15 protein-coding genes and 8 pseudogenes are annotated in these 18850 nt (G+C 69.2%); 11 read left to right on the top strand and 12 right to left on the bottom strand.

The window, feature by feature from the left end; translation table 11 throughout:
- Positions 1-20: 20 nt before the first annotated feature.
- Together OG322_RS40220 and OG322_RS40215 are read left to right on the top strand one after the other, a co-directional pair.
- A pseudogene (locus tag OG322_RS40220) lies at positions 21-625 on the top strand (GlxA family transcriptional regulator); the annotation flags it as partial.
- Positions 626-729: 104 nt separating this feature from the next.
- Positions 730-1008, top strand: a pseudogene (locus OG322_RS40215) (GNAT family N-acetyltransferase); the annotation flags it as partial.
- 145 nt (positions 1009-1153) lie between these two features.
- Here the strand turns inward: OG322_RS40215 and OG322_RS40210 are convergent.
- The 4 genes from OG322_RS40210 to OG322_RS40195 all read right to left on the bottom strand — a co-directional run bounded on the left by OG322_RS40210 (position 1154) and on the right by OG322_RS40195 (position 5454).
- Positions 1154-1804, bottom strand: coding sequence for an endonuclease (locus OG322_RS40210; RefSeq protein ID WP_123466009.1), 651 nt, complete (start codon positions 1802-1804; stop codon positions 1154-1156).
- Positions 1801-2445 (bottom strand): DNA polymerase ligase N-terminal domain-containing protein, encoded by a 645-nt coding sequence (locus OG322_RS40205; RefSeq protein WP_123466008.1) that lies wholly within the window; start codon positions 2443-2445, stop codon positions 1801-1803. The genes OG322_RS40210 and OG322_RS40205 overlap by 4 nt, the downstream gene beginning before the upstream one ends.
- A gap of 442 nt (positions 2446-2887) precedes the next feature.
- A complete protein-coding gene (locus OG322_RS40200) occupies positions 2888-4162 on the bottom strand; it encodes a glycosyltransferase family 39 protein (protein ID WP_241200397.1) in 1275 nt (424 codons plus the stop codon).
- On the bottom strand, positions 4159-5454 hold the full coding sequence (locus OG322_RS40195; RefSeq protein ID WP_329305878.1) for a bifunctional glycosyltransferase family 2/GtrA family protein: 1296 nt from the start codon (positions 5452-5454) through the stop codon (positions 4159-4161). The genes OG322_RS40200 and OG322_RS40195 overlap by 4 nt, the downstream gene beginning before the upstream one ends.
- Before the next feature lie 43 nt (positions 5455-5497).
- Between OG322_RS40195 and OG322_RS40190 the strand changes: the two genes are divergently transcribed.
- Positions 5498-5986 (top strand): hypothetical protein, encoded by a 489-nt coding sequence (locus OG322_RS40190; protein ID WP_123466005.1) that lies wholly within the window; start codon positions 5498-5500, stop codon positions 5984-5986.
- Positions 5987-6070: 84 nt separating this feature from the next.
- Here the strand turns inward: OG322_RS40190 and OG322_RS40185 are convergent, their stop codons facing one another.
- The 4 genes and pseudogenes from OG322_RS40185 to OG322_RS40170 form a co-directional block, all read right to left on the bottom strand.
- Positions 6071-6577, bottom strand: a complete 507-nt coding sequence (locus tag OG322_RS40185) for a SigE family RNA polymerase sigma factor (protein ID WP_123466562.1) — start codon at positions 6575-6577, stop codon at positions 6071-6073.
- A gap of 340 nt (positions 6578-6917) precedes the next feature.
- Positions 6918-7315, bottom strand: a pseudogene (locus OG322_RS40180) (CehA/McbA family metallohydrolase); the annotation flags it as partial.
- Positions 7316-7811: 496 nt separating this feature from the next.
- A complete protein-coding gene (locus tag OG322_RS40175) occupies positions 7812-8288 on the bottom strand; it encodes a hypothetical protein (protein ID WP_329305879.1) in 477 nt (158 codons plus the stop codon).
- 73 nt (positions 8289-8361) lie between these two features.
- A pseudogene (locus OG322_RS40170) lies at positions 8362-8592 on the bottom strand (transposase); the annotation flags it as partial.
- 212 nt (positions 8593-8804) lie between these two features.
- Here OG322_RS40170 and OG322_RS41860 point away from each other — a divergent pair.
- Positions 8805-9268, top strand: a pseudogene (locus OG322_RS41860) (ISAzo13-like element transposase-related protein); the annotation flags it as partial.
- A gap of 478 nt (positions 9269-9746) precedes the next feature.
- Here the strand turns inward: OG322_RS41860 and OG322_RS40155 are convergent.
- Entirely contained in the window at positions 9747-10406 is a 660-nt protein-coding gene (locus OG322_RS40155; RefSeq protein ID WP_123466001.1) for an NADPH-dependent FMN reductase, read from the bottom strand.
- A gap of 513 nt (positions 10407-10919) precedes the next feature.
- Between OG322_RS40155 and OG322_RS40150 the strand changes: the two genes are divergently transcribed.
- From OG322_RS40150 to OG322_RS40140, 3 genes are all read left to right on the top strand, one after another.
- Positions 10920-11231, top strand: a complete 312-nt coding sequence (locus OG322_RS40150) for a transposase (protein ID WP_443066513.1) — start codon at positions 10920-10922, stop codon at positions 11229-11231.
- Positions 11228-12100 carry an IS3 family transposase gene (locus tag OG322_RS40145; protein WP_329305880.1) on the top strand — a complete coding sequence of 291 codons (873 nt, stop codon included), beginning with the start codon at positions 11228-11230 and terminating at the stop codon, positions 12098-12100. The genes OG322_RS40150 and OG322_RS40145 overlap by 4 nt, the downstream gene beginning before the upstream one ends.
- Positions 12101-12202: 102 nt before the next feature.
- A complete protein-coding gene (locus OG322_RS40140) occupies positions 12203-12346 on the top strand; it encodes a hypothetical protein (RefSeq protein ID WP_329305881.1) in 144 nt (47 codons plus the stop codon).
- Positions 12347-12412: 66 nt separating this feature from the next.
- On the opposite strand, the pseudogene OG322_RS40135 reads toward OG322_RS40140, so the two are convergent.
- Positions 12413-13867, bottom strand: a pseudogene (locus OG322_RS40135) (ISAzo13 family transposase); the annotation flags it as partial.
- 37 nt (positions 13868-13904) lie between these two features.
- On the opposite strand from OG322_RS40135, the gene OG322_RS40130 reads away from it, so the two are divergent.
- Positions 13905-14836, top strand: a protein-coding gene (locus OG322_RS40130; RefSeq protein ID WP_266411293.1) for an IS5 family transposase whose coding sequence is annotated in 2 segments (ribosomal slippage) — positions 13905-14252 and positions 14255-14836 — 930 coding nt in all. Because the reading frame shifts where the segments join, the coding sequence is not laid out codon by codon here.
- A gap of 10 nt (positions 14837-14846) precedes the next feature.
- On the opposite strand, the pseudogene OG322_RS40125 reads toward OG322_RS40130, so the two are convergent.
- Positions 14847-15113 (bottom strand): annotated as a pseudogene (locus tag OG322_RS40125) (ISAzo13 family transposase); the annotation flags it as partial.
- Positions 15114-15426: 313 nt separating this feature from the next.
- Between OG322_RS40125 and OG322_RS40120 the strand changes: the two are divergent.
- From OG322_RS40120 to OG322_RS40110, 3 genes and pseudogenes are all read left to right on the top strand, one after another.
- Positions 15427-15621: a hypothetical protein gene (locus tag OG322_RS40120; protein WP_124286060.1), complete on the top strand. Its 195-nt coding sequence runs from the start codon at positions 15427-15429 to the stop codon at positions 15619-15621.
- Between the two features lie 572 nt (positions 15622-16193).
- A pseudogene (locus OG322_RS40115) lies at positions 16194-16878 on the top strand (SMI1/KNR4 family protein).
- Positions 16879-17233: 355 nt separating this feature from the next.
- On the top strand, positions 17234-17995 hold the full coding sequence (locus OG322_RS40110) for an SDR family NAD(P)-dependent oxidoreductase (RefSeq protein ID WP_164494524.1): 762 nt from the start codon (positions 17234-17236) through the stop codon (positions 17993-17995).
- 135 nt (positions 17996-18130) lie between these two features.
- Here OG322_RS40110 and OG322_RS40105 read toward each other — a convergent pair whose 3' ends face one another.
- The gene (locus OG322_RS40105; protein WP_266412986.1) at positions 18131-18739 is read right to left on the bottom strand and encodes a TetR/AcrR family transcriptional regulator; all 609 of its coding nucleotides are present in this window, start codon (positions 18737-18739) and stop codon (positions 18131-18133) included.
- Positions 18740-18850: the final 111 nt, after the last annotated feature.

Below are 18850 nucleotides of genomic sequence, written 5' to 3'. Positions count from 1 at the left end.
CCGGAACCTACTGGCAGGGTATCGTCCACCGGCTGTTCGGGACGGCGCTCGGAGACGACGGCCGGCCGTTGTGCTCGGTGGTGACCTGTGCGCCGCAACCCGGTGAACTGACCACGGACGCCGACTTCACCGTGAACGTGTCAGATGGCCCTGAGGCGTTGGAGAGCGCCGACACAATGCTCGTGCCAGCGGCCGTGGAGGACTACGAACCGCAAGAGCGCGGGCGGCTGGCCGAGCCGGTGCGTCGGCCCTGGAGCGGATCCCGGTTGGAGCGCGGGTGGGTTCGATCTGCACCGGGTCGTTTGTGCTGGCGGCAGCCGGACTGCTGGCGGGGCGGCGTGCGACGACACACTGGAAGTCGTGCGACGAGCTGCGGACGTTGTACCCGGAGATCGGCGTCGACCCGGACGTGCTCTACACGGACGACCGGGGCGTGCTGACCTCGGCAGGGGGCGCCGCCGGCATCGATCTGTGCCTGCACATGATCCGCAGCGACCACGGCGCTGACGTGGCGAACACGGTCGCCCGGCGCACTGTTGTCCCCCCGCACCGGGAGGGCGGGCAGGCGAGCGCGGTGCGCACACCCGTCCACGAGCAGGAGGCCCCCGGCTTCGGGGCCGTCCGCCTCGTCCCCGTGGACCCCGCCGCGGACCTCGACCTGATCCACGGCTGGGTCACCGAGGAGCGCGCCCGCTTCTGGGGCATGGGCGACGCGAGCCGTGAAGAGGTCTGGAGACCTACGAGTCCCTGGACTCGCTCACCACGCACCATGCCTTTCTGGCCCTGCGCGACGGTGTTCCGGTCGCCCTCTTCCGTACGTACGAACCGGCCGCCGACCCGCTGGCCGACTGCTACGACGTCCGGCCCGGCGACTTCGGCGTCCACCTCCTGGTCGGTCCGGGCGCCACCGCCGAACGCGACTTCACGGCCGCCCTGCTCTCGGTGCTCATCGGCTACGTCCTCAGCGACCCGGCGCACCTGCGGGTCGTCGTCGAGCCGGACGCCCGCAACGAGAAGGCCGTCGCGCGGATGGTCCGGGCGGGCTTCGAACTCGTCCCGGAGATCGACAAGCCGGAGAAGCGTGCCCGGCCGGCGTTTCTGAGCCGGAGGGCCGCAGCGGGCGTGCAGCGGGCCGGGGCGGCGGGCCGCTCCCTCAGGCCCGCGCCGCGACGTCGTCCACGACGTGCTTGTCCAGCGCGGCGCGCACCAGGGCCGCCGCGAGCACGGCGGGCCCGCGGTCGTCGGCCTGCTCCGCCAGTCGTGCGAGCTTCGCCGGCGAGGCGGGCAGCCCCAGCTTCTCGGCGCCCTGGAGAGCCATTCCGTCCAGGAACGGTGCCGCCTCCGGCCACACGGCCTGCACCTCGCGTACGAAGATGTCCGCACCTGCCGGGCCCATGCCCGGGGTTCTGCGCAGCCCGGACCGCAGGATGTCCAGGTCGCCGTCGGCCTCCTTGCGCAGCCGCCGCAGATCGCCCCCGTACTCGACCAGCAGGAGCTCTGCCCCGTCGCCGAGCTGGGTGGCGGTGCGTTCGTCGTAGCGCCGGTAGCCGCCCTCGCCCAGTGCGTCGACGCGCTGCTGCCATGTCGTCCCGATCATCCGGTCCGGGGACCGCATGCCGTGGGTGAACAGCGCGCGTGCCGCCGCCACCGCCACGGATGCCCGGATGCGGGCGCTCAACAGATCGCAGAGCACGAGGAGTTGGTACAGAGGCTGCGGTGTGTTCCGCAGCCTGATACCGGCCTCTGCGGCGTAGGTGGTGCCGTAGCGGCTGAGAAGGACCTCCACGGTCCTGCGGGCGGTCACGAAGCTCCGCCCCCTTCCTCGGCGGCGACCTGCTGCAGGGTGCGCCCCGTACGGGCCGAACGTGCCCGGAACGGGTCCGGTGTGTCCGGCCCGTCATGGGGGGCGCGCCCGTCCTTGGCCTTGATCAGCAGCCATATCTCCTCGCCCGGGGCGCCGCCGTCACCGCCTCCCTTGAAGCGGGTGAGGGCGAACTCGCCGTGCAGCTTGGTGCCGTCGAGCCAGAAGGTCGCGTGCCCGTCCTCCAGGGACTGCTCGAACGGCACGGGTGCGCCCCAGCGGTCGTGGCTGAGCGGCCGGTAGGTGCCCTGGTCCCAGACGATCACCGTGCCGCCGCCGTACTCGCCCTTCGCGATGACTCCCTCGAACGTGCGGTACTCCAGCGGGTGGTCCTCCGTGGGGACGGCCAGCCGCCTCTCGCGCGGGTTCTCCGAGGGTCCGCGCGGCACCGCCCATGACTTCAGTACGCCGCCGACCTCCAGCCGGAAGTCGAAGTGCATGCGCCGCGCCTGGTGGATCTGTACGACGAAACAGGGCGCCGCACCCGGCCGCTCCCCGTCGCCGCGCGGCTCCGCGGTCGCGTCGAAGCGCCGTTCGCTGCGGTAGTCCCGGAGCCGGTCGTCGTTTTCGCCGGTCACATCCATCCGGATACCTCCTCCGGCAGGCCCACCCGGTGTCCCCCTTCCACTGTGACGCTCCCGGCCGTGAAGCGCACAGGGACGGGGTGTGCCCGCGCGAACGCGAGGTATGTCGACGTCAAGTATCTTGGCATCGAGACGGCTCTCCCGGCATTCTCCCCCTTGATTCATTGATCTCTTGATGTCGAGGCATGTCGGAGGGGGCATGCGATGCGGCGCGGCAAGGGCGGCGGGGAACCGGACACCTCGAAGGCCGGGCGGGGCCTGCCGGCCCAGCTGCGCAGTCCTCCGGGCGGCCGCTGCTGACCGGCGTGGTGATGGCCGCAGGGCCGGCGGCTGGTGCCGGGCGCGGTGGTCGCAGGCCTCTCGGTCGTGCGACGACGGGCCTGTACGCGACGGCTTCGCACTCTCGCACCGCCAGCCCCGAAGAGACCACCCCCGCGTAGGTCTAAGGGACCCCCAGTTCGAAGAGTACGTATCCCGCGTACGAACCCGACGCGACCGCCGCGATGCCGAGCAACGCGAACAGCATGGGCAGACGGATATTGCGCAGTTGGACGGCGAGGGGAATGAAGAGGGGGAAGGCCGGGAGAAGGTAGCGGGAGACGTTGCCGAATATCTGCTGGCTGCCCAGGACCAGGGCGAAGGTCAAGACCGTGTAGACGGTCAGGACGGCTGGGAGACGCAGGTGGAACAGGAGAGGGATCAGAAGCACGCCCAGCAGGACGGTCAGCGCGCCGATGGTGTCCTCGAAGGGGTATGCGAAGAGGTAGTCGAAGCGGCCCACCGCTATGGAGGTGAAGACGTCGAGGGTCTGCTTGCCGTAGTCGAAGGTGTGAGCCCAGGCGCCCTCCTGGAGTTTGAAGTAGCCGCCGAGGTCGCCCATCCGATTGCCGACCCAGAGCAGGTAGCCGATGAGCCCGAGCGGCGCAATGAGTACCGCGGTCCACGGGCGTGCGTGGTCTTCTCGGCGACGATGGAGTGTCAGCAGCGCGGCGACGGTGAGGGCGGCGATGAGGGCGACGGCGGTGGGCCGGTTGAGGCCGGCAGCGAAGGTGAGGACTCCCGCGGTGAGCCAGCGGTCGCTCATGACGGCGTGGCAGGCCCAGACGGCGAGGGCGACGTAGAGGGAATCCGAGTAGACCGACCACTCCACGCCGGAGCCGGGCCAGACGGCCCACAGTCCGGCCGCGGCCAACCCGGCGCGCCTGCCGCCGAACCTGGCGGTGACGGCGTAGATGCCGAGGGAGGCGGCGAACGAGGCGACGACCGAGACCAGCATGCCGGCGCCGTACAGGCCGAGGCCCGTGCAGGAGGAGACCAGCCGCATCGCCGCGGGGTAGAGGGGGAAGAACGCCGCGGAGTTGCCTTCGAGGGTGATCAGCCCGGTGGCTCCGGGGACGGGGACGAGCGCGGGGTGGTAGCCGTGTGAGGCGATCTGCTGGTACCACCAGCCGTCCCAGGAGGCCAGTACGTCCCAGGCATGCGCGCCGCCGCCGAAGCGCGGGTGCTTCTTCCGGAAGTCACCGGAGGAGTCGAGCAGGTGCATGAAGACGCAGAAGCCGATGAGCTTCAGTACGCCGTACAGGGCGAGTACGGGTCCGTACTGCCGAACCGCATGGCGCAGGCGCGGCCCATGGCCGCGGTCCGGGCCGGGGACCCGCTCGGAGGATTCGGGGGTGCTGATGCAGGGGCCGGCTGTCGGCGTCATCGTGTGGTTCATGCTGCCGTGGCTCCCGTCCCGGGGCGGCGGGCAGGAAACACCCAGGCCCGGAAGAGCAGAAACCGCAGGAGGGTTGCCGCCAGGTTGGCGGCGACGAGCACTCCGACCTCGGTGGGGCGCGCGGCGCGGGGCGCCACGTCATGTAGCGCGGCGAGCGATCCACTGGTGATGACGAGGCCGATCACGAAGACCAGCAAGCCCTTGGCCTGGTGGCGCATCACACCGCCTCGGCCGCGCAGTCCGAAGGTGAGCCGCCGGTTCGCGGCCGTGTTGGCGACCGCGCAGATCAGCAGTGCCAGCGCGTTGGCGCCCTGCGGTCCCGCCGCCGGGCGCAACGTGGCGTAGAGCAGCACGTATCCGACGGTGCTCAGGGTTCCCACGGCGGCGAAGCGCAGCAGTTGGCCGGCCAGGCCCGGGCTTCCCGGCCGGTCGCCGTCGGCTCTCCGGCGCAGCCCGGCCAACGGGAGCGTGCCGCAGGCCAGTGCCCGGCCGATCCTGGTGATGCCGCGCAGGTCGGCCAGCGCCGTGGACAGGATGTCGACCCGGCTGTCGGGGTCGTCCACCCAGTCGACCGGCACCTCGTGTATCCGTAGCCCGGCCCGCTCGGCGATCACCAGCAGCTCGGTGTCGAAGAACCACCCCGAGTCCTTCACCAGGGGCAGCAGCCGTTCGGCGACGTCGCGCCGTACGGCTTTGAAACCGCACTGCGCGTCGGAGAAGCCCACGGCGAGCGTGGAGCGCAGCAGGGCGTTGTAGCAGCGGGAGATGGTCTCGCGCTTGGGTCCGCGTACCACCCGTGAACCGCGTGCGAGGCGCGTGCCGATGGCGATGTCGGAGTGGCCGGAGATCAGGGGGGCGACGAGGGGCAGTAGTGCCCTCAGGTCGGTCGACAGGTCCACATCCAGGTACGCCAGCACCGGCGCCGGCGAGTCCGACCACGCGGCGTGCAGCGCCCGGCCCCGTCCCTTCTCGGCCAGCCGCAGCCACTGCGCCTCGGGCAGCTCGGCGGCCAGCCGGGCCGCGATCCGCGGAGTCTCGTCCGTGCTGGCGTTGTCCGCGACGGTGATCCGGAACGGGTAGGGGAAGGTCTCGCGCAGGTGCGCGTGCAGCCGCCGTACGCTTCGCTCCAGATCACGCTCCTCGTTGAACACCGGGACGACCACGTCCAGGACGGGTTCCCGCTGATGCGCCGACACGGGTGTGCGCAGTGGTAGTCGGCCGGTCGGGTCGTTCGGTGAGTCGTCCTTGGAGGAAGAGGGGTGCTTCACGGTGACCGATCCTGCTTCTATCATGGTTCATCCAGGTTTGTGTTCTGGCACAGGGCAGACCGAAGTCATGTACGGCAGCGCTGCGATCAGCGGTGACGGTGGCGGGGGGCGGAGCGGCTTCCGCCAGCCGGTGGCCGCCGAACCCACTGACGACGACACCACCGTCGTAGGGGTGGCGGTGCTCTACGGTGTCGGCGGTGCGCTCAGCGTTCCCGAGTCGGAAGGCGACGGTGCCCCGGGCTCGGTTGTGGTCGGGCCCGAGGGCGCCGTTGCCGAACCTCCTGTCGTGGGCGGGGCCGCGGGCATGGTGGTGGCCCCGCCCGCAGTCCCGGTCGGGCTCGGCGGCACGTCCGATGTCAGTGACGTGCTCGGACGCGGGGACGCCGGGCTCGTCACGGGCTCCGGGAGGGGAGCCTGCGGCCTGTTCTCGACTCGCTCGTGGGGCAGCAGGAAAAGGCCCATGGTGAGTCCGGCGACGGCCAGGACGGAGCCGACGGCCTTCCGCACCGCGCGGGCACAACGTCGGGCCCGCACGCCGGACCGGAGGCGGCTCTGATGCTTCGGCTCGAAGGGGGTGTGATCCTGGGCGTCGCGCATCATGCGCGCCAGCTCCCGCTCGAAGTGATCCATGGATTCCCCTTCACCCCACTGGTTCGGTGACATCGGCCAGGATCCGACGCAGTCGCGCCACGCCACGAGACGCATGGGATCGAGCGGTGCCCACCGGGCACCCCAGCATCTCCGCGACCTGCCTCTCGGGCAGGTCGAGGTAGTAGCGCAGCACCACCGCGGCCCGCTGCCGCGGCGGCAACTGGGCCAACGCGGCTCCCAGCCGCGAGCGCTCCACCACGGAGGCGGACAGGTCACCCACCTCCGCCAGGTCAGGCAGTTGCTCGGCCGGTCGCTCGCCCCACCAGCGTCGTCGCGCCGAGCGTGCCGCCGCGCGCGCCAAAACCTTGCGTATGTACGCCTCGGGGGCCTCCTCTGCGATCTTGGGCCAGACGAACCAGAGCTTGACCAGGGCTTCCTGGAGCAGGTCCTCGGCCCGGTGCCGATCGCCTCCGACGAGCAGGAGAGCGAGATGGAACAGCGCCGACCAGCGGGCCGCCACGAACGCGTCGAACCCCTTGGCTCGATCCTGCTCCATCTGCACCGTCTCCCGTTCCGGCCAACCCCCTACACCTAGAGAAGACATTGGCCCCCTCGCTGCGATGCACTTCGCCCCAGTGACTCATGTCACGTCCCGCCTCGAGCGAGGCTCGATCGCCCTCCGCACGATTTCCTGCCGACCGATCGTCCAAGGCGCCGAGTCAGGGCCGGGCAGCACATCGCCCTGGCCTCGCCGCCGCGTTGGGACGACGAGGCTTGTCCGGGGTCTCCGTCGTTCCATGAGGAAGACAGATTCTGTGTGCACACGACCGGGCTCGCCGACGGGCCCGCGGCGGGATCCTCACCGGTCGCGGCACCAAGGGCCGGACCCAACCCTCCAGGAACACCGGATTGGTGAGCGCCGCCAGAGCCCCCGGCAGCCCCGGCACCGTCGCCGGGTGCCGGACCTCGGCCCGCACATAGGCCGCGTACACCGGCGTCGTACGCCACTGGACCGTCCCCGAGTCCGGCAGCGTGGCCGTGAACAGCGTGCCCTGGTCGGTGACGAAGTGCGCGGTGCAGCCGGGTGCCCCGGTCACCTCCAGCCGTACGGTGACCGAGGTGTCGTCCCCGTCCACCCGCAGCCGTTCACCGATCCCCGCACGCAGGCCGCGCCCGCCCGAGGCCCCGAAGGACAGAGGGACGGCGGACGACTCGGCGATGTAGAGTGCCCGGCCCGGATTCCGGCCGTGATCGCCTCGCGCGACAGCTCGTCGGCGAGGACGACGGTCTGCGGCAGCCGACATCTCGCTCTGCACAAGGCAGCCGACGCCGACCGCCGCAAGGCCGGAAAGCAGACCACTGTCGCCCACGAGAAGCTTCAGTCCGCAACCGCCGAACACGCCCGGGCCAAAGGCGCCCTCAGCGAACTCCTCGCCCCGCTCCCCGGCGACTGCACCCGCTGCGGCCACGTCCTGCCCGAACGCGAGGCGGGACTGTGCCAGCAGTGCGGGCAGTCGTGCCCGGACGGCGACAGCCACCACGAACGGAAGATCGCCACTGCCCGGGCGAAGGCCGAGCACCTGCAGCAGAAGCTGCGTCGCCTGGAGGACGCCCTGGCCACCGCCACCGCCGCGGCGGACAGGGCCGGCGACGCGGCTGCCGCCGCGCTGACAAGCCGTGACACCTACGATCAGGACCACCTGCAGCCGACCCGCTCCACCGCCCAGCAGGCCGAGAAGGCAGCGCACGGCTTGAGCCGGGACGCCGCCCGGCTCAAGGAGTGGCTGGACTCATCCGACTACCTCGGCAAACAGCAGATCATCATCGACAACGCCAAAGCGGAAAGCGAGAAGGCCGCGGCCGCCCGGGACACAGCCCTCACCGCCCACGAGGTACGCCGCAAGGAGATCGTCGGCCGCTGGACCGAACTGTTCCTCACCCGGCTGAAGCAGATCAACCCCGACGTCGAGACCGCGTACATCGACCCCGCCGACTTCACCACCCGCGTCGAAAAGCGCGACAACCCCGACAAGACCTTCCAGGACAGCTCCGTCATGGGAAGCCCCAGGGCCATCATCAACGTCGCGGCGCTGCCGGCCCTGCGCGACCTCGGCCGCGCCGACCCCTCGGTCCGGGTTCCGCCGTTGCTCATCATCGACTCGCCGCTCGCCGACCTCGGAGCCGTCGATCAGGCGACCGGACACCGCCTCATCGACACGCTCATCGACGCCGCTTCCGACACGTCCGCCGACGGCTACGCCTGCCACGTCATCGCCGCCACCAACGATCCGCTGCCCCGCCGCTGCACGGGCGTCCGGGAGATCCCCGTCAGCACCGGCCCTCGGTCCAGTCCCGCAGCCGGCGCCAGGCCGTCACCCCTGAGCAGCCCACGGTCTCCGCAGGGACATCGCGCCATGCCACACCGGTCCGCAGCACGTACAGGACGCCCGCGAGCGCCACTCGGTCGGGAACACGCAGCCGCCCAGGGTGGCGACGGCGCCGTTCGGGAGCGGCCGGCAGCAGCGGGGCCACCCGCTCCCACAGATCGTCAGGAACAAGATCAGCACGCACCCCGGACACCCTGCCGACCAAGATCGTTGAGCACAAGACCCTCAGCTGAACTCATTCTGAAACGATCAGTTAGGGCTTGCCGGGAATCAACTCGTCGATTTGGTCTTGATTCTGTCGGGGTCGAGGAAACTGGCGACGTCTTCCGCTCTGCGGAAACTGGCCGTTGAGGCGGGGAGGTAAATACCATGGGATTCCAGGAGGGGGCGCTCGGTGAGTACCCCACCGGCATCCGCATTAGCGACGACGAGATCGCTGCCCTGCCCATCACTCGCCATCGCTTCCACGGCGACTGGAACTACACCCTCCACCCCCAGCGTCCGATGGACGGGGCGACCACCGGCAGCACACCGGACGAGGCCCTGGCGGACCGACCGACTCGCCTCACGCGGCATTCACTCAGGACCCAGAACTGACCGGGATGCCCCGCCGACAGCTCAGCGAACTCATCGACGCGTTGACTCCAGCGATGGGGGTTCAACGCGAGCAAATACTCCGCACACGTCGAGGTCACGAGCGCCTGGTGGCCCCTGGCGCAGGTGCCAAAGCCAAGCTCACCTCAGCCGACCGAGTCCTGGCCACCGTGCTCCACCTGCGAAAACTCGCAACCATGGACCTCCTGGGCCAGCTCTTCTACACCACCGCCATGACCATCAGCCGCGCAGCGAAAGACGTCCGCCGACCTGATCACCACCGCCCGCCGCCACGGCGTGCCCGCCGTCGCGCTGCTCGTTGGCGTGAGGCGAGAGCCATCGACCTGGCCTGCGTCGCTCCCGGTACCCGCGCCCAGGCCAAGGACGACAACGCCCACGCGGCAGACCGCGTAGCGAGCTGAACCACACTTGGGAAGCCACGAGGTCCCGTTCGATCCATGCCGACGAACGGGACCTCGTCGGCCGCCAAACGCGCCGGTCCTGCCGAGTGACACGATCACCTGCGGGGTGGCGCCCGCGGCCCTGACATCAGCGGGTGACATCAACAGGCACGTACACCGGCGGTCCGCTGAGGACCCCTCTGCCATGAATGAGGCTGAGGCAGGGGCCTCAGGCGCTGGTCCCCCTGACGTGCAGTCGGGGTGCACGCGCCTACGGATGAGAAGTCGCGTGGTGAATTTCTGCGCCGACAGCCCGTGCGTAGGGCCTCATGACGTCCCGGCATCACGCCTCGGCCCTTTGGGTGATGGCTGCCTCGGTGCGGTCTCCCAGGAACTCGTACCACCGGCGTTCCAGGCAGACGTGTCGCACGTCCGCTTCGACGAGGCTGAGGAAAGCCGTCACGGTCTCGGTGAGACGTTGCTGCAGCCCCGGGTCGGTCAACGTTCCGTCCTCGGCGAAGGCCTGGTAGCTATTGGCCAGGCTGAACATGTCCGGGTAGACGCGGGTACCCAGGTGCTCCAGGGGAATCCTCAGGGTCCACAGCCCGCGGTTGCCGCCGATCAGGGACGGCGAGGCGGAGACGAGCATCGCGTGCTTGGTCTTGAACGGCTGCGGCCGGACACGGGAGACCCAGTCGATCGCGTTCTTCAGCACTCCCGGCACGGAGGCGTTGTACTCCGGCGAGGAGATGACGAAGGCGTCGCTCTGCTCGAGTCGGTCGCGCAGGGCGAGGGCCCCTTGCGGCAGTCCTCCGGCGGTCTCCATGTCGCCGTCGTACAAGGGCATGTCGAAGTCGCGCATAGGGGCGAGGTCAGCCGTGGCACCGGTGTCGGAGATGAGGCGGGCCACGAGGGCGGCGAGACGGGCGTTGGTCGAATCGGCCCGCAGCGCCGCGCCGAAAACCAGAACCCGCAGCGGGCCGGGATGTGTGTCCGTGGGCATGGCTCGGTCCTTCCGTCGTGGGCACGCGCCCCAGACGGGGCGCCCCACCGACCAGTGTGGTTCCGAGAGCGCCGCCGTGCGACAGGGCCGGAAACCGACAGCCCGGAGCCGGCCAGGCCGATGGTTCGGCGCCCGCTCGGGGCCGCCAGGGTGGGCATCGCCCTCCGCGGCGGGCACGGTGGGCGGTTTCCGCGGTCGCCCCCGAGTCGGGCGAGGTGCTGGGAACCGTGTCCGATCCGGGGCGAGACTGGGGCCGGGTCCGCCGGGGGCTCGGGCTGCTGGCGGGGAACAAGGCCGGCACTCACCTCTACCTGGGCACGGACGACGGGGTGCTGGTGATCGAGATCGGGCCCCTGAAGACGGTGGCCCGGATCGAGGTCGATTCCGTGTGGGGGCTGGCGGTCTGCCAGGACCGGGACCGGCTGTACACCGTGCGGGGCAAGGGCGGGGTGGGCTTGATCCGCTTTGACGGACATTCGAGATCTGGGGTTCTGCCCCGGGAGGATGTCCATCATGGAGAGCATGGGGAAGAAGAAGCCTCGCCGCCCTCGTCGTTCGTTCACGCCGGAGTTCAAGGCCGAGATCGTCGGTCTGTGCCGACGAGGTGACCGCTCGGTCGGGCAGGTCGCCAGAGACTTCGAACTGACCGAGACGACGGTGCGGGACTGGGTGAAGCAGGCCGAGGTCGACGCGGGCGAGCGCAACGGGCTGACCAGCAGTGAGCGCGAGGAACTGGCCGCGTTGCGGCGGGAGAACCGCCGGCTGCGTGAGGATGTCGACGTCCTCAAGCGGGCCACAGCTTTCTTCGCGAAGGAGACCCGGTGACGGTGCACCCGTTCATCGAGGCGGAGAAACGCGCAGGTCACAGCGTCAAACGGGCGTGTGAGCTGATGAAGGTCTCCCGGACCGCCTTCTATGCCCGTCGCTCCGGCCTGCCCGGACCCCGCGCGTTGCGGAATGCCGAGCTGACCGAGCAGATTCTCGAGGCCCATGCGAAGTCCCGCGGAACCTACGGGTCCCCGCGCGTGCATGCCGTGCTCAAGCGCGAGGGTGCCGGGTGTGGCCGTCGTCGTGTCGCACGACTGATGCGGGCCGCCGGGCTGCAGGGCCGGCACCGCAGACGACGGCACGTGACCACGATCCCCGATCCCAGGGCTGCCTTCCGTCCCGACCTCATCGTCCGGGACTTCCAGCCCGACCGCGCCGGGCTCGATGCCCGCTGGTGCGGCGACATCACGTATGTCCCGACCGAGGAGGGCTGGCTCTATCTGGCCACGGTCATCGACATCGCCTCCCGGCGCGTGGTCGGCTGGGCAACCGCTGATCACCTGCGGACCGAGCTGGTGGCCGAGGCGCTGACAGCCGCCTGCCAGCAGCGTCGCCCCACCCACCCCGTGATCTTCCATTCGGATCGCGGCTGTCAATACACCAGCCAGCAATTCGCTTCCCTGGCAGCCCAGTTCGGGGTCCGACTTTCGGTCGGTCGCACCGGCCAGTGCTGGGACAACGCGCTCGCCGAGTCGTTCTTCTCGACCATCAAACGCGAACTGCTCGGCACCTCCGCCTGGCCCAGCCGGGCCGCCGCCCGAACCGCGATCTTCGATTTCATCGAGGGCTGGTACAACTTGCACCGACTGCACAGCAGCCTCGGCTACCTCAGCCCCGCCGAGTACGAGACTGCACTCACAGCCTGACCACCACACCAATGGTGTCCGTCAAAGCGGAACAAGCTCACGACCGTCGCCGCATCGGTCGGAGCCGCGACACCGGACGTGATCGCTACCCGCGACCTAACCGTGCTGCAGAGGGCCGCCGACGCGGCCCTCTACGACGGCAAGCACTCCGGCCGCGCCATCCTTGCGACGGCCCAGCACGTCAACAGCCAGCGCTCCCCGGCGGTGTCCGTGGCCATCGCCTCGGCGTGGAGCGTGCGGATGTAGCCATCGAGAGGCGGGGCATCTGGGCCGGGGACCTTGATCCAAGGCCGGGTAGTTAGGGCCTGCGGATCAATAACTCGCCGTGTTGATCTCTGGGGTGGGGATGTCGAGGTGTGCGGCGAGGTCGGTGAGATCGTCGAGGGTGGCCAGCTGTGTCTCGGTGGGTTCGATGGTGTAGTCGACTTCGTGGAGAAGATGTCGGGTCTGGCTGATGACCCGGTTGAGGCTCTGGGGTACTACTCCGAAGAGCGGGGCGATCGTCACTTGCGGGAGCCCGTGACGTTCGTAGAGGAGGGTGGCCAGAAGCCGGTCGACGAGGCTGAGGCCGGGGCGCCGGCCGGTATAGAGGCCGGCTGCGGGCACCTTCTGCCGGTCGCCGCCGCGTCGCTGCTGCAGGACTTCCTCCCGCTGGGTCTCGCGGGCCGCTGCGAGTTCGGCGAACAGCTGGTCCCACTGATCCGGCTGGATGCCGGTCAGGGCCGGATGAGCGAGCCACTCCCGGCCCTGGCCGGGCTGGTTCTGGGGCGGGAGCGGCGGGATCCCGTCCCGGCAGTGCTCCTGGGGGTGCAGCGTGTAGTTCCAGTCGCCGTGCCAGTCGTGGCTGTGCAGGGGCAGCGCGTCCATCTGCCGGTCACCGATGCGGACTCCGGTCTCGTAGGCGCCGGTGTCGAGTTCAGCGTGCACGGTAAGCCCGGTGCGCGTGGTGGTCGCGGCGATACTGTTCACGATGACTTCGTGGCTGGTCAGCGGCCTGCCGCGCCAGTTCATCGTGATATGGGAGAACAGCCGGTGCTCGATTCTGTTCCATTTTGAAGTACCTGGCGGAAAGTGACAGACGGTGATTTCCAGGCCGGTTTCCACGGCCAGGGCGGCGAGTTCGCTCTTCCAGGCGCGGGTGCGGTAGCCGTTCGAGCCGCCCGCGTCCGCGGTGATCAGAAGCCGCCGGGAGTGCGGATAGGCGCCGCGTCCTTGGCTGTTCCACCAGCGGCGGACGGATTCGACGGCGAAGGCGGCGGTGTCGTGGTCGGTGCCCACGCTGACCCAGCCGGTGTTTGCGGTCAGGTCGTAGATTCCGTACGGGATCGCCTTGCCCAGCTCGCGGTCCGGGAAGTCGTGAGTGTGCACCCGGGTCGGTTCGCCCTCGCGCTGCCACTCGTGGCCGGCGTTCTTGTAGTTACCGACCAGCTCCTTCTTCTTGGTGTCCACGCTGACCACCGGGTCCCCGCCAGCCTGGTAGTCCTTGGCGCGTTCGTTGATGTAACGGAACTGGGCGTCTCGGTCCGGGTGTTGCCTGCCCTCGATGGTCTTGGCGTTGCCCTGCAGACTGAAGCCCTCCTCCCGCAGCAGGTCGGCCACAGTCTCCGCCGAGACACGGTGTCCCTGCCCGGTCAGCTCGGCGGCCAGGTGACGGGTCGACTTCGTCGTCCAGCGCAGCGGCGACATCGGATCACCCCGCATGTCCGGTTCGACCAGGGCCAGCAGCGCGGGCCGCAGGCCCGGGTCTAGGTCCTGTTTCTCGGATCTCCTGACCTGCGAGGGGTGTTGGGGCCAGGCTGGGTTCATGGGCCGTGGGGATCTGACGAATGCGGAGTGGGATCGGCTGGAGTCGTTCCTACCTCCTGGTGGTACGCGTGGAGGTCGGTGGAGCGATCACCGCCGGGTGATCAACGGGGTTCTCTACCGGGTGCGGACCGGCGTGCAGTGGCGGGATCTGCCGGAGCGATTCGGGCCATGGGAGACGGTCTATAAACGACATCGTCGCTGGTCAGCCGATGGAACCTGGCAGATGCTGCTGTCTCGCATCCAGGTAGCCGAGGACGCCGAGGGCGGCATCGACTGGGACGTGTCGGTGGACTCGACAGCCGTGCGAGCCCACCAGCACGCCGCCGGTGCGAGGAAAGCGCCCCCGGCCGCCGTCCCTCAAAGGGGGGCCAAGTGGGGGACGAACCAGGTCGATCCGGTACTGCGGAGACTGACCATCCGCCTGGAGGAGGTGGTCAGGTCGGCGAATGTCTGGGACGTTCCCGCGGAGGATTCACCACCAAGATCCACCTCGTTGCCGAGGGACGATGCCGGCCCCTCGCCTTCGTCCTGACACCCGGACACTACGGAGACGGACCCCAGCTCGAGCGGGTGCTGGAACAGGTTCTGGTGCCGCGAGCCGGAGTCGGCCGGCCACGCACCCGGCCCGACCATGTCTTGGCGGACAAGGCCTACACGTCCCGGAAGAACCGCCGCTACCTGCGACGACGCGGAATCCGGCACACCATCCCCGAACGTCTCGACCAGCAGAGACACCGCAAGAACCGAGGTTCACGCGGCGGTCGGCCTACCGGTTTCGACAGCGAGCTCTACAAGAAGCGCAACACCGTCGAACGCACCATCAACCGCCTCAAAGGCTTCCGCGCCGTCGCGACCCGCTACGAGAAACGCGCCTACATCTACCTCGGCACCGTCACACTCGCAGCACTCATGATCTGGCTCCGTACATGATCCGAGAAACAGGACCTAGGTCCACCGCACGCTTGCGGCCGCCGCCCTCCCGGCGCACCCGTCCCAACGGGGCTTCGCCCGACTCCAGTTCAGCCACCCCACGCGACACGGTGCCCTCACGGACGTCAGCGGCCCGGGCCACCAGCCGGATCCCGCCATGGCCCAGCGAGCGAGCCTCCGCTCCTATGGCCAGCCGACGCTGACGCTCGTCCAGGTGCGGGAACAGCGCCTGAACCTTCGCGGCCAACGCCTCCTCGATCTCCTCCGAACTCCCCATACCACATCAACGAGGCTCAAGGCGGGAAGCAACGACTTGATTCTCCGCAGGCCCTTAACGCATTCGCGCTGGTAGCAAGCGTGTTGGCGGTGACTTTGACGCGGGAGGGAACATAGGCGACGGAGCCCCGTTGGAGCAGGTAGTCCGCCAATACTTCTGCCACTCACGGAGCTCCGTTGCCTGTACGTCATTGCGCTCTGATCCCTGGTCTGAGGACCGTGTCCCGCGAGTTCACGGTGGCGGGCGGTGTTGTATCGGTGCAGCCATCGGAAAAGATCCAGCCGGGCCTGGTGTTCGTTGGACCAGCCCTTTCATGGGCGATGGGGATGTCCTGCAGGCCGACTGGCAGGCGAACGGCCAGGAGATCGACCTCACCATGATGATGACCTGGTACTACGACGGCATTGGCCCCGCCTTGAGCTACCACAGCAACGACACGATCAATCGGTCGCTCCAGAGCCTGCTGGTCGCCAATCCCAACGCCTGGTGGTGGCTGCACCGCACCTGACCTCACTACCACTCCCCCGAGCTACCGGCGCGCCCCTTTCGCTCCACCACTTCCACGGACGGTCGCAACGGCCGGTCCGTGTACACAAAGGGGGCTCTCTTGTAGCGGCCTCGTCGGGGTGGGTGAGGAAGCCTTGGCGGGTGAGGCGTCCGAGGCGGCTTCGGGTGACATTGACGGCCCGGTCGTCGGTGGGTATGCAGGTGCCGCTCCCCCGACGACCGGCCGTGCTGAACGGGTTGGTGTGCATCGAGGATGTTTGGGCAAAACGCGCAAGTTGCCCATTGCTCACGAAAATTGACCGCCAGAATCGGGGCATGGACGGCCGATCAGGAAGGTCCCGGTACGCCGAGACGCTCGCTCCTTCCGCAGGCCACCAGGAAGCCGTACAGCCATTTTCCCCGTCCACGATAGCTGTTGACAACGAATTCCGGCCGCCGATCGGCATGTTGAGAGAGCGCTCCAGTTGGCCCTATGGCGAACTGCTTGGCCCGGCTGAGCGTCGTAGTTGGCCTTTCGGCGTGCAGTGAGCCCGGGTCGCTCCCGCTGTCACTGGCTCCGCATACGGTCTGCGCATGGTTGATCAGCAGTGGAACGATATACGCCGGCGCGTGGCCGCATTGGGTACCCAGCCGGGGAGCGGCACGGTGTTCGGCTCACCCGGGCACGGGTGGATCCTGGAAGACCCGCTGACCGATGAGGAGCTTGCCGAGCTCGAAGCGCAGGTGGGTGTGCGGCTGCCGGGGGACTACCGGGATTTCCTCACCTGCGTGGGCGCCGGCGGCGCAGGTCCCGCATACGGCCTCTTCCCCGTGCACCGCGTGCAAGGCCGCTGGCGCTGGGAAGGGGACGGTGCCGACCTGGCCGACCTGTCCATGCTCGCCCGGCCGTTTCCCGACCGGTCCTGACCTCGAATCCCTCGACGCACTCCTCGCCGAACGCCCTGAAGAAGAGGACTTCGACGAGATCGAGGACTTCGACGACGCCATCGAAGCATGGGACGAACGGTGGGGCGCTCTGATGTTCGCCCCCGAGCGCACCGCAGGCGCCATCGTGATCTCCCACCTCGGCTGCGCCCAGAGGGAATGGCTGATCATCAGCGGCACCCACCGCGGCACCATCTGGTCCGACTGCCGCGCGGACGACGCCGACCTCGCCCCACTCCTCGCCGACGGGAAGCCGGTCACCTTCACTCACTGGTATACCGGCTGGCTGGAGAAGGCAGAGCTCATTGCGCATCACCCACCCGCGAGAACCTGACGCCGATTGACGGTGAGGCACGCCAGGGGCCCGCCTTCACGATGAGTGTCGCGTACCTTCACGGTCCTGCCACCCGCCCTGCGGGCAGAGGTCGCCATCCGCCGGGAGTTCCACCGAGATCCACGGCCGCCATCTGGGCTCGCCTTCGACGCGGGCAGGTGCGCGGTCCGGTCGCGGACGGATCGGACCCGCGTCGGCCCACGGTCCGGAACACCTCAACTTTGGACTTGCGAGTCCAATTTTGCCGTTGCACAGTGGCACTGCGCCCTGGTTGTCCAGGGCCCCGTCCGGTCGAAGGCGGCATGCGGTCCGGCCGTTCGGGTTAACGGTGGAGAACCAACCAATGGAGTGGATCATGTCTATGCGGCTTGAGGGCCTGACCGCCCTGGTGACCGGAGCGACCAGCAACATCGGGCGTGCGATCGCGGAGGCTTTTGCCGCCGAGGGCGCGCACGTCGCCGTCTCGGGCCGCAACGCCGAGCGTGGCAAGGAGGTCGTCGACGGGATCCGCGTATGCGGCGGCCGCGCCGACTTCGTGCAGGCTGACCTGGACGGAAGTGCCGCCGCTTCGCAGGCGCTGGCCCAGGAGGCTGCGCAGATCCTCGGCGGCCGTATCGACGTCCTGGTCAACAACGCCGGCATCTACCCCAGCAACACCACGGCGACCACCGACGAGAAGACCTTCGACCAGGTCTACGCGGTCAACGTGAAGGCCCCGTTCTTCCTGACCGCCGCCATCGCACCCGCCATGGTGGAGGCCGGCGGCGGGGTGATCATCAACCTGGGCTCCTGGATCGCGCGATTGGGCATTCCCAGCGCCCTCTACAGCTCCACCAAGGGGGCCATGGAGACCCTGACCCGGGCCTGGGCAGCGGAGTTCGGGCCGCAGGGCATTCGCGTCAACGCGATCTCTCCGGGCGTGGTGCAGACGTCCGCACCCGGAGAGGCTCACCCCGGCGAGATCATGATGAAGGGCACCCCCTACGGACGGATGGGCACCCCCGATGCCATCGCGAACGCCGCCGTGTATCTGGCCTGCGCCGAGTCCTCGTTCGTCCACGGCATCGTGCTCGACGTCGACGGCGGCCGCACCACCACCGCCGTCATCGCCGGCTGACGTGCGGCACCTTCCCCAGAAGCGCCCGGCCCGTTTCGCGTTCGCACGCGAACGCACCGCGCGGGGGCAGGTGCGCGGCAGCCCGGCACGACGGCGCCCAGCCCGAGGCCGGACCGTGAATCAGCCGACACCGGGTCACGCCACGGCGCAACCAGCCCGGCGCAGGTCTGCGATCCCTTGATCGAGAGCGGCGCGCAAATGCGTGGACCGACCCGTCGTCAGCAGAATCGACACGCCGCCCTGGATCGCGGCCAACAGCGCCGCGGCCCGCACGTCGACATCGAGCTCGGCGGGAAGCAAGCCAGCCGCCTGCAGCGCCCGGATGCCCACCACCAGGCTCTCCTGCCAGCGGCGCATCAACTCGATCACGATCGCCCGCGCCCCGGGAGTCGAACGCCCGATCTGAAGGAACAGCGACCCGAGCGGACACTGTTCCCCCTGCTCTTCGTAGCGCTCGATCAGCACGTCCCGCCACCGCTCCCAGGCCTCCCACGAGTCGAGGCGGCCCAGATACGGCTGCTGGTCCTCCAAGACCTGATCCGCCTCGAACCGGGCCACCGCGAGGAGCAGTTCGTCCTTGCCGGCCGGGAAGTAGTGGAACAACTGGCTCTTACTGGTGCCGGTCCGCGCCATGATGTCGTCCAGCGTCGTCGCGGCGACGCCTTTCTCCCGCAGCATCGCCGCGGCCCCCTCGACGATCCGGCTCCGCGTCGCCTTACCCTTCGCCGTCAGCTCCCCTGGCATGCTCCGCCTCCTCAAAATGGACTTCATGGTCCATTTTAACCCTGCCGCATCGACGTCTACGGGTCAGCCGCGCTATGAATGCGAAGGCCCCCGGACGTGGTCCTCGGGCAC

The sequence above is a fragment of the Streptomyces sp. NBC_01260 genome, assembly GCF_036226405.1.
Lineage (GTDB): Bacteria > Actinomycetota > Actinomycetes > Streptomycetales > Streptomycetaceae > Streptomyces > Streptomyces laculatispora.
Note: the sequence above shows the minus strand (reverse complement) of the source record. Positions and strands in the feature narration are given on the sequence as shown.

Bases quoted from the DNA above. Each gene is read 5' to 3' on its own strand.
- OG322_RS40190 (WP_123466005.1), top strand. From the start codon at position 5,498: ATGTACGGCAGCGCTGCGATCAGCGGTGACGGTGGCGGGGGGCGGAGC.
- OG322_RS40200 (WP_241200397.1), bottom strand. From the start codon at position 4,162: ATGAACCACACGATGACGCCGACAGCCGGCCCCTGCATCAGCACCCCC.
- OG322_RS40205 (WP_123466008.1), bottom strand. From the start codon at position 2,445: ATGGATGTGACCGGCGAAAACGACGACCGGCTCCGGGACTACCGCAGC.
- OG322_RS40150 (WP_443066513.1), top strand. From the start codon at position 10,920: ATGGAGAGCATGGGGAAGAAGAAGCCTCGCCGCCCTCGTCGTTCGTTC.
- OG322_RS40155 (WP_123466001.1), bottom strand. From the start codon at position 10,406: ATGCCCACGGACACACATCCCGGCCCGCTGCGGGTTCTGGTTTTCGGC.
- OG322_RS40105 (WP_266412986.1), bottom strand. From the start codon at position 18,739: ATGCCAGGGGAGCTGACGGCGAAGGGTAAGGCGACGCGGAGCCGGATC.
- OG322_RS40185 (WP_123466562.1), bottom strand. From the start codon at position 6,577: ATGGAGCAGGATCGAGCCAAGGGGTTCGACGCGTTCGTGGCGGCCCGC.
- OG322_RS40120 (WP_124286060.1), top strand. From the start codon at position 15,427: ATGGGCGATGGGGATGTCCTGCAGGCCGACTGGCAGGCGAACGGCCAG.
- OG322_RS40195 (WP_329305878.1), bottom strand. From the start codon at position 5,454: ATGATAGAAGCAGGATCGGTCACCGTGAAGCACCCCTCTTCCTCCAAG.
- OG322_RS40110 (WP_164494524.1), top strand. From the start codon at position 17,234: ATGTCTATGCGGCTTGAGGGCCTGACCGCCCTGGTGACCGGAGCGACC.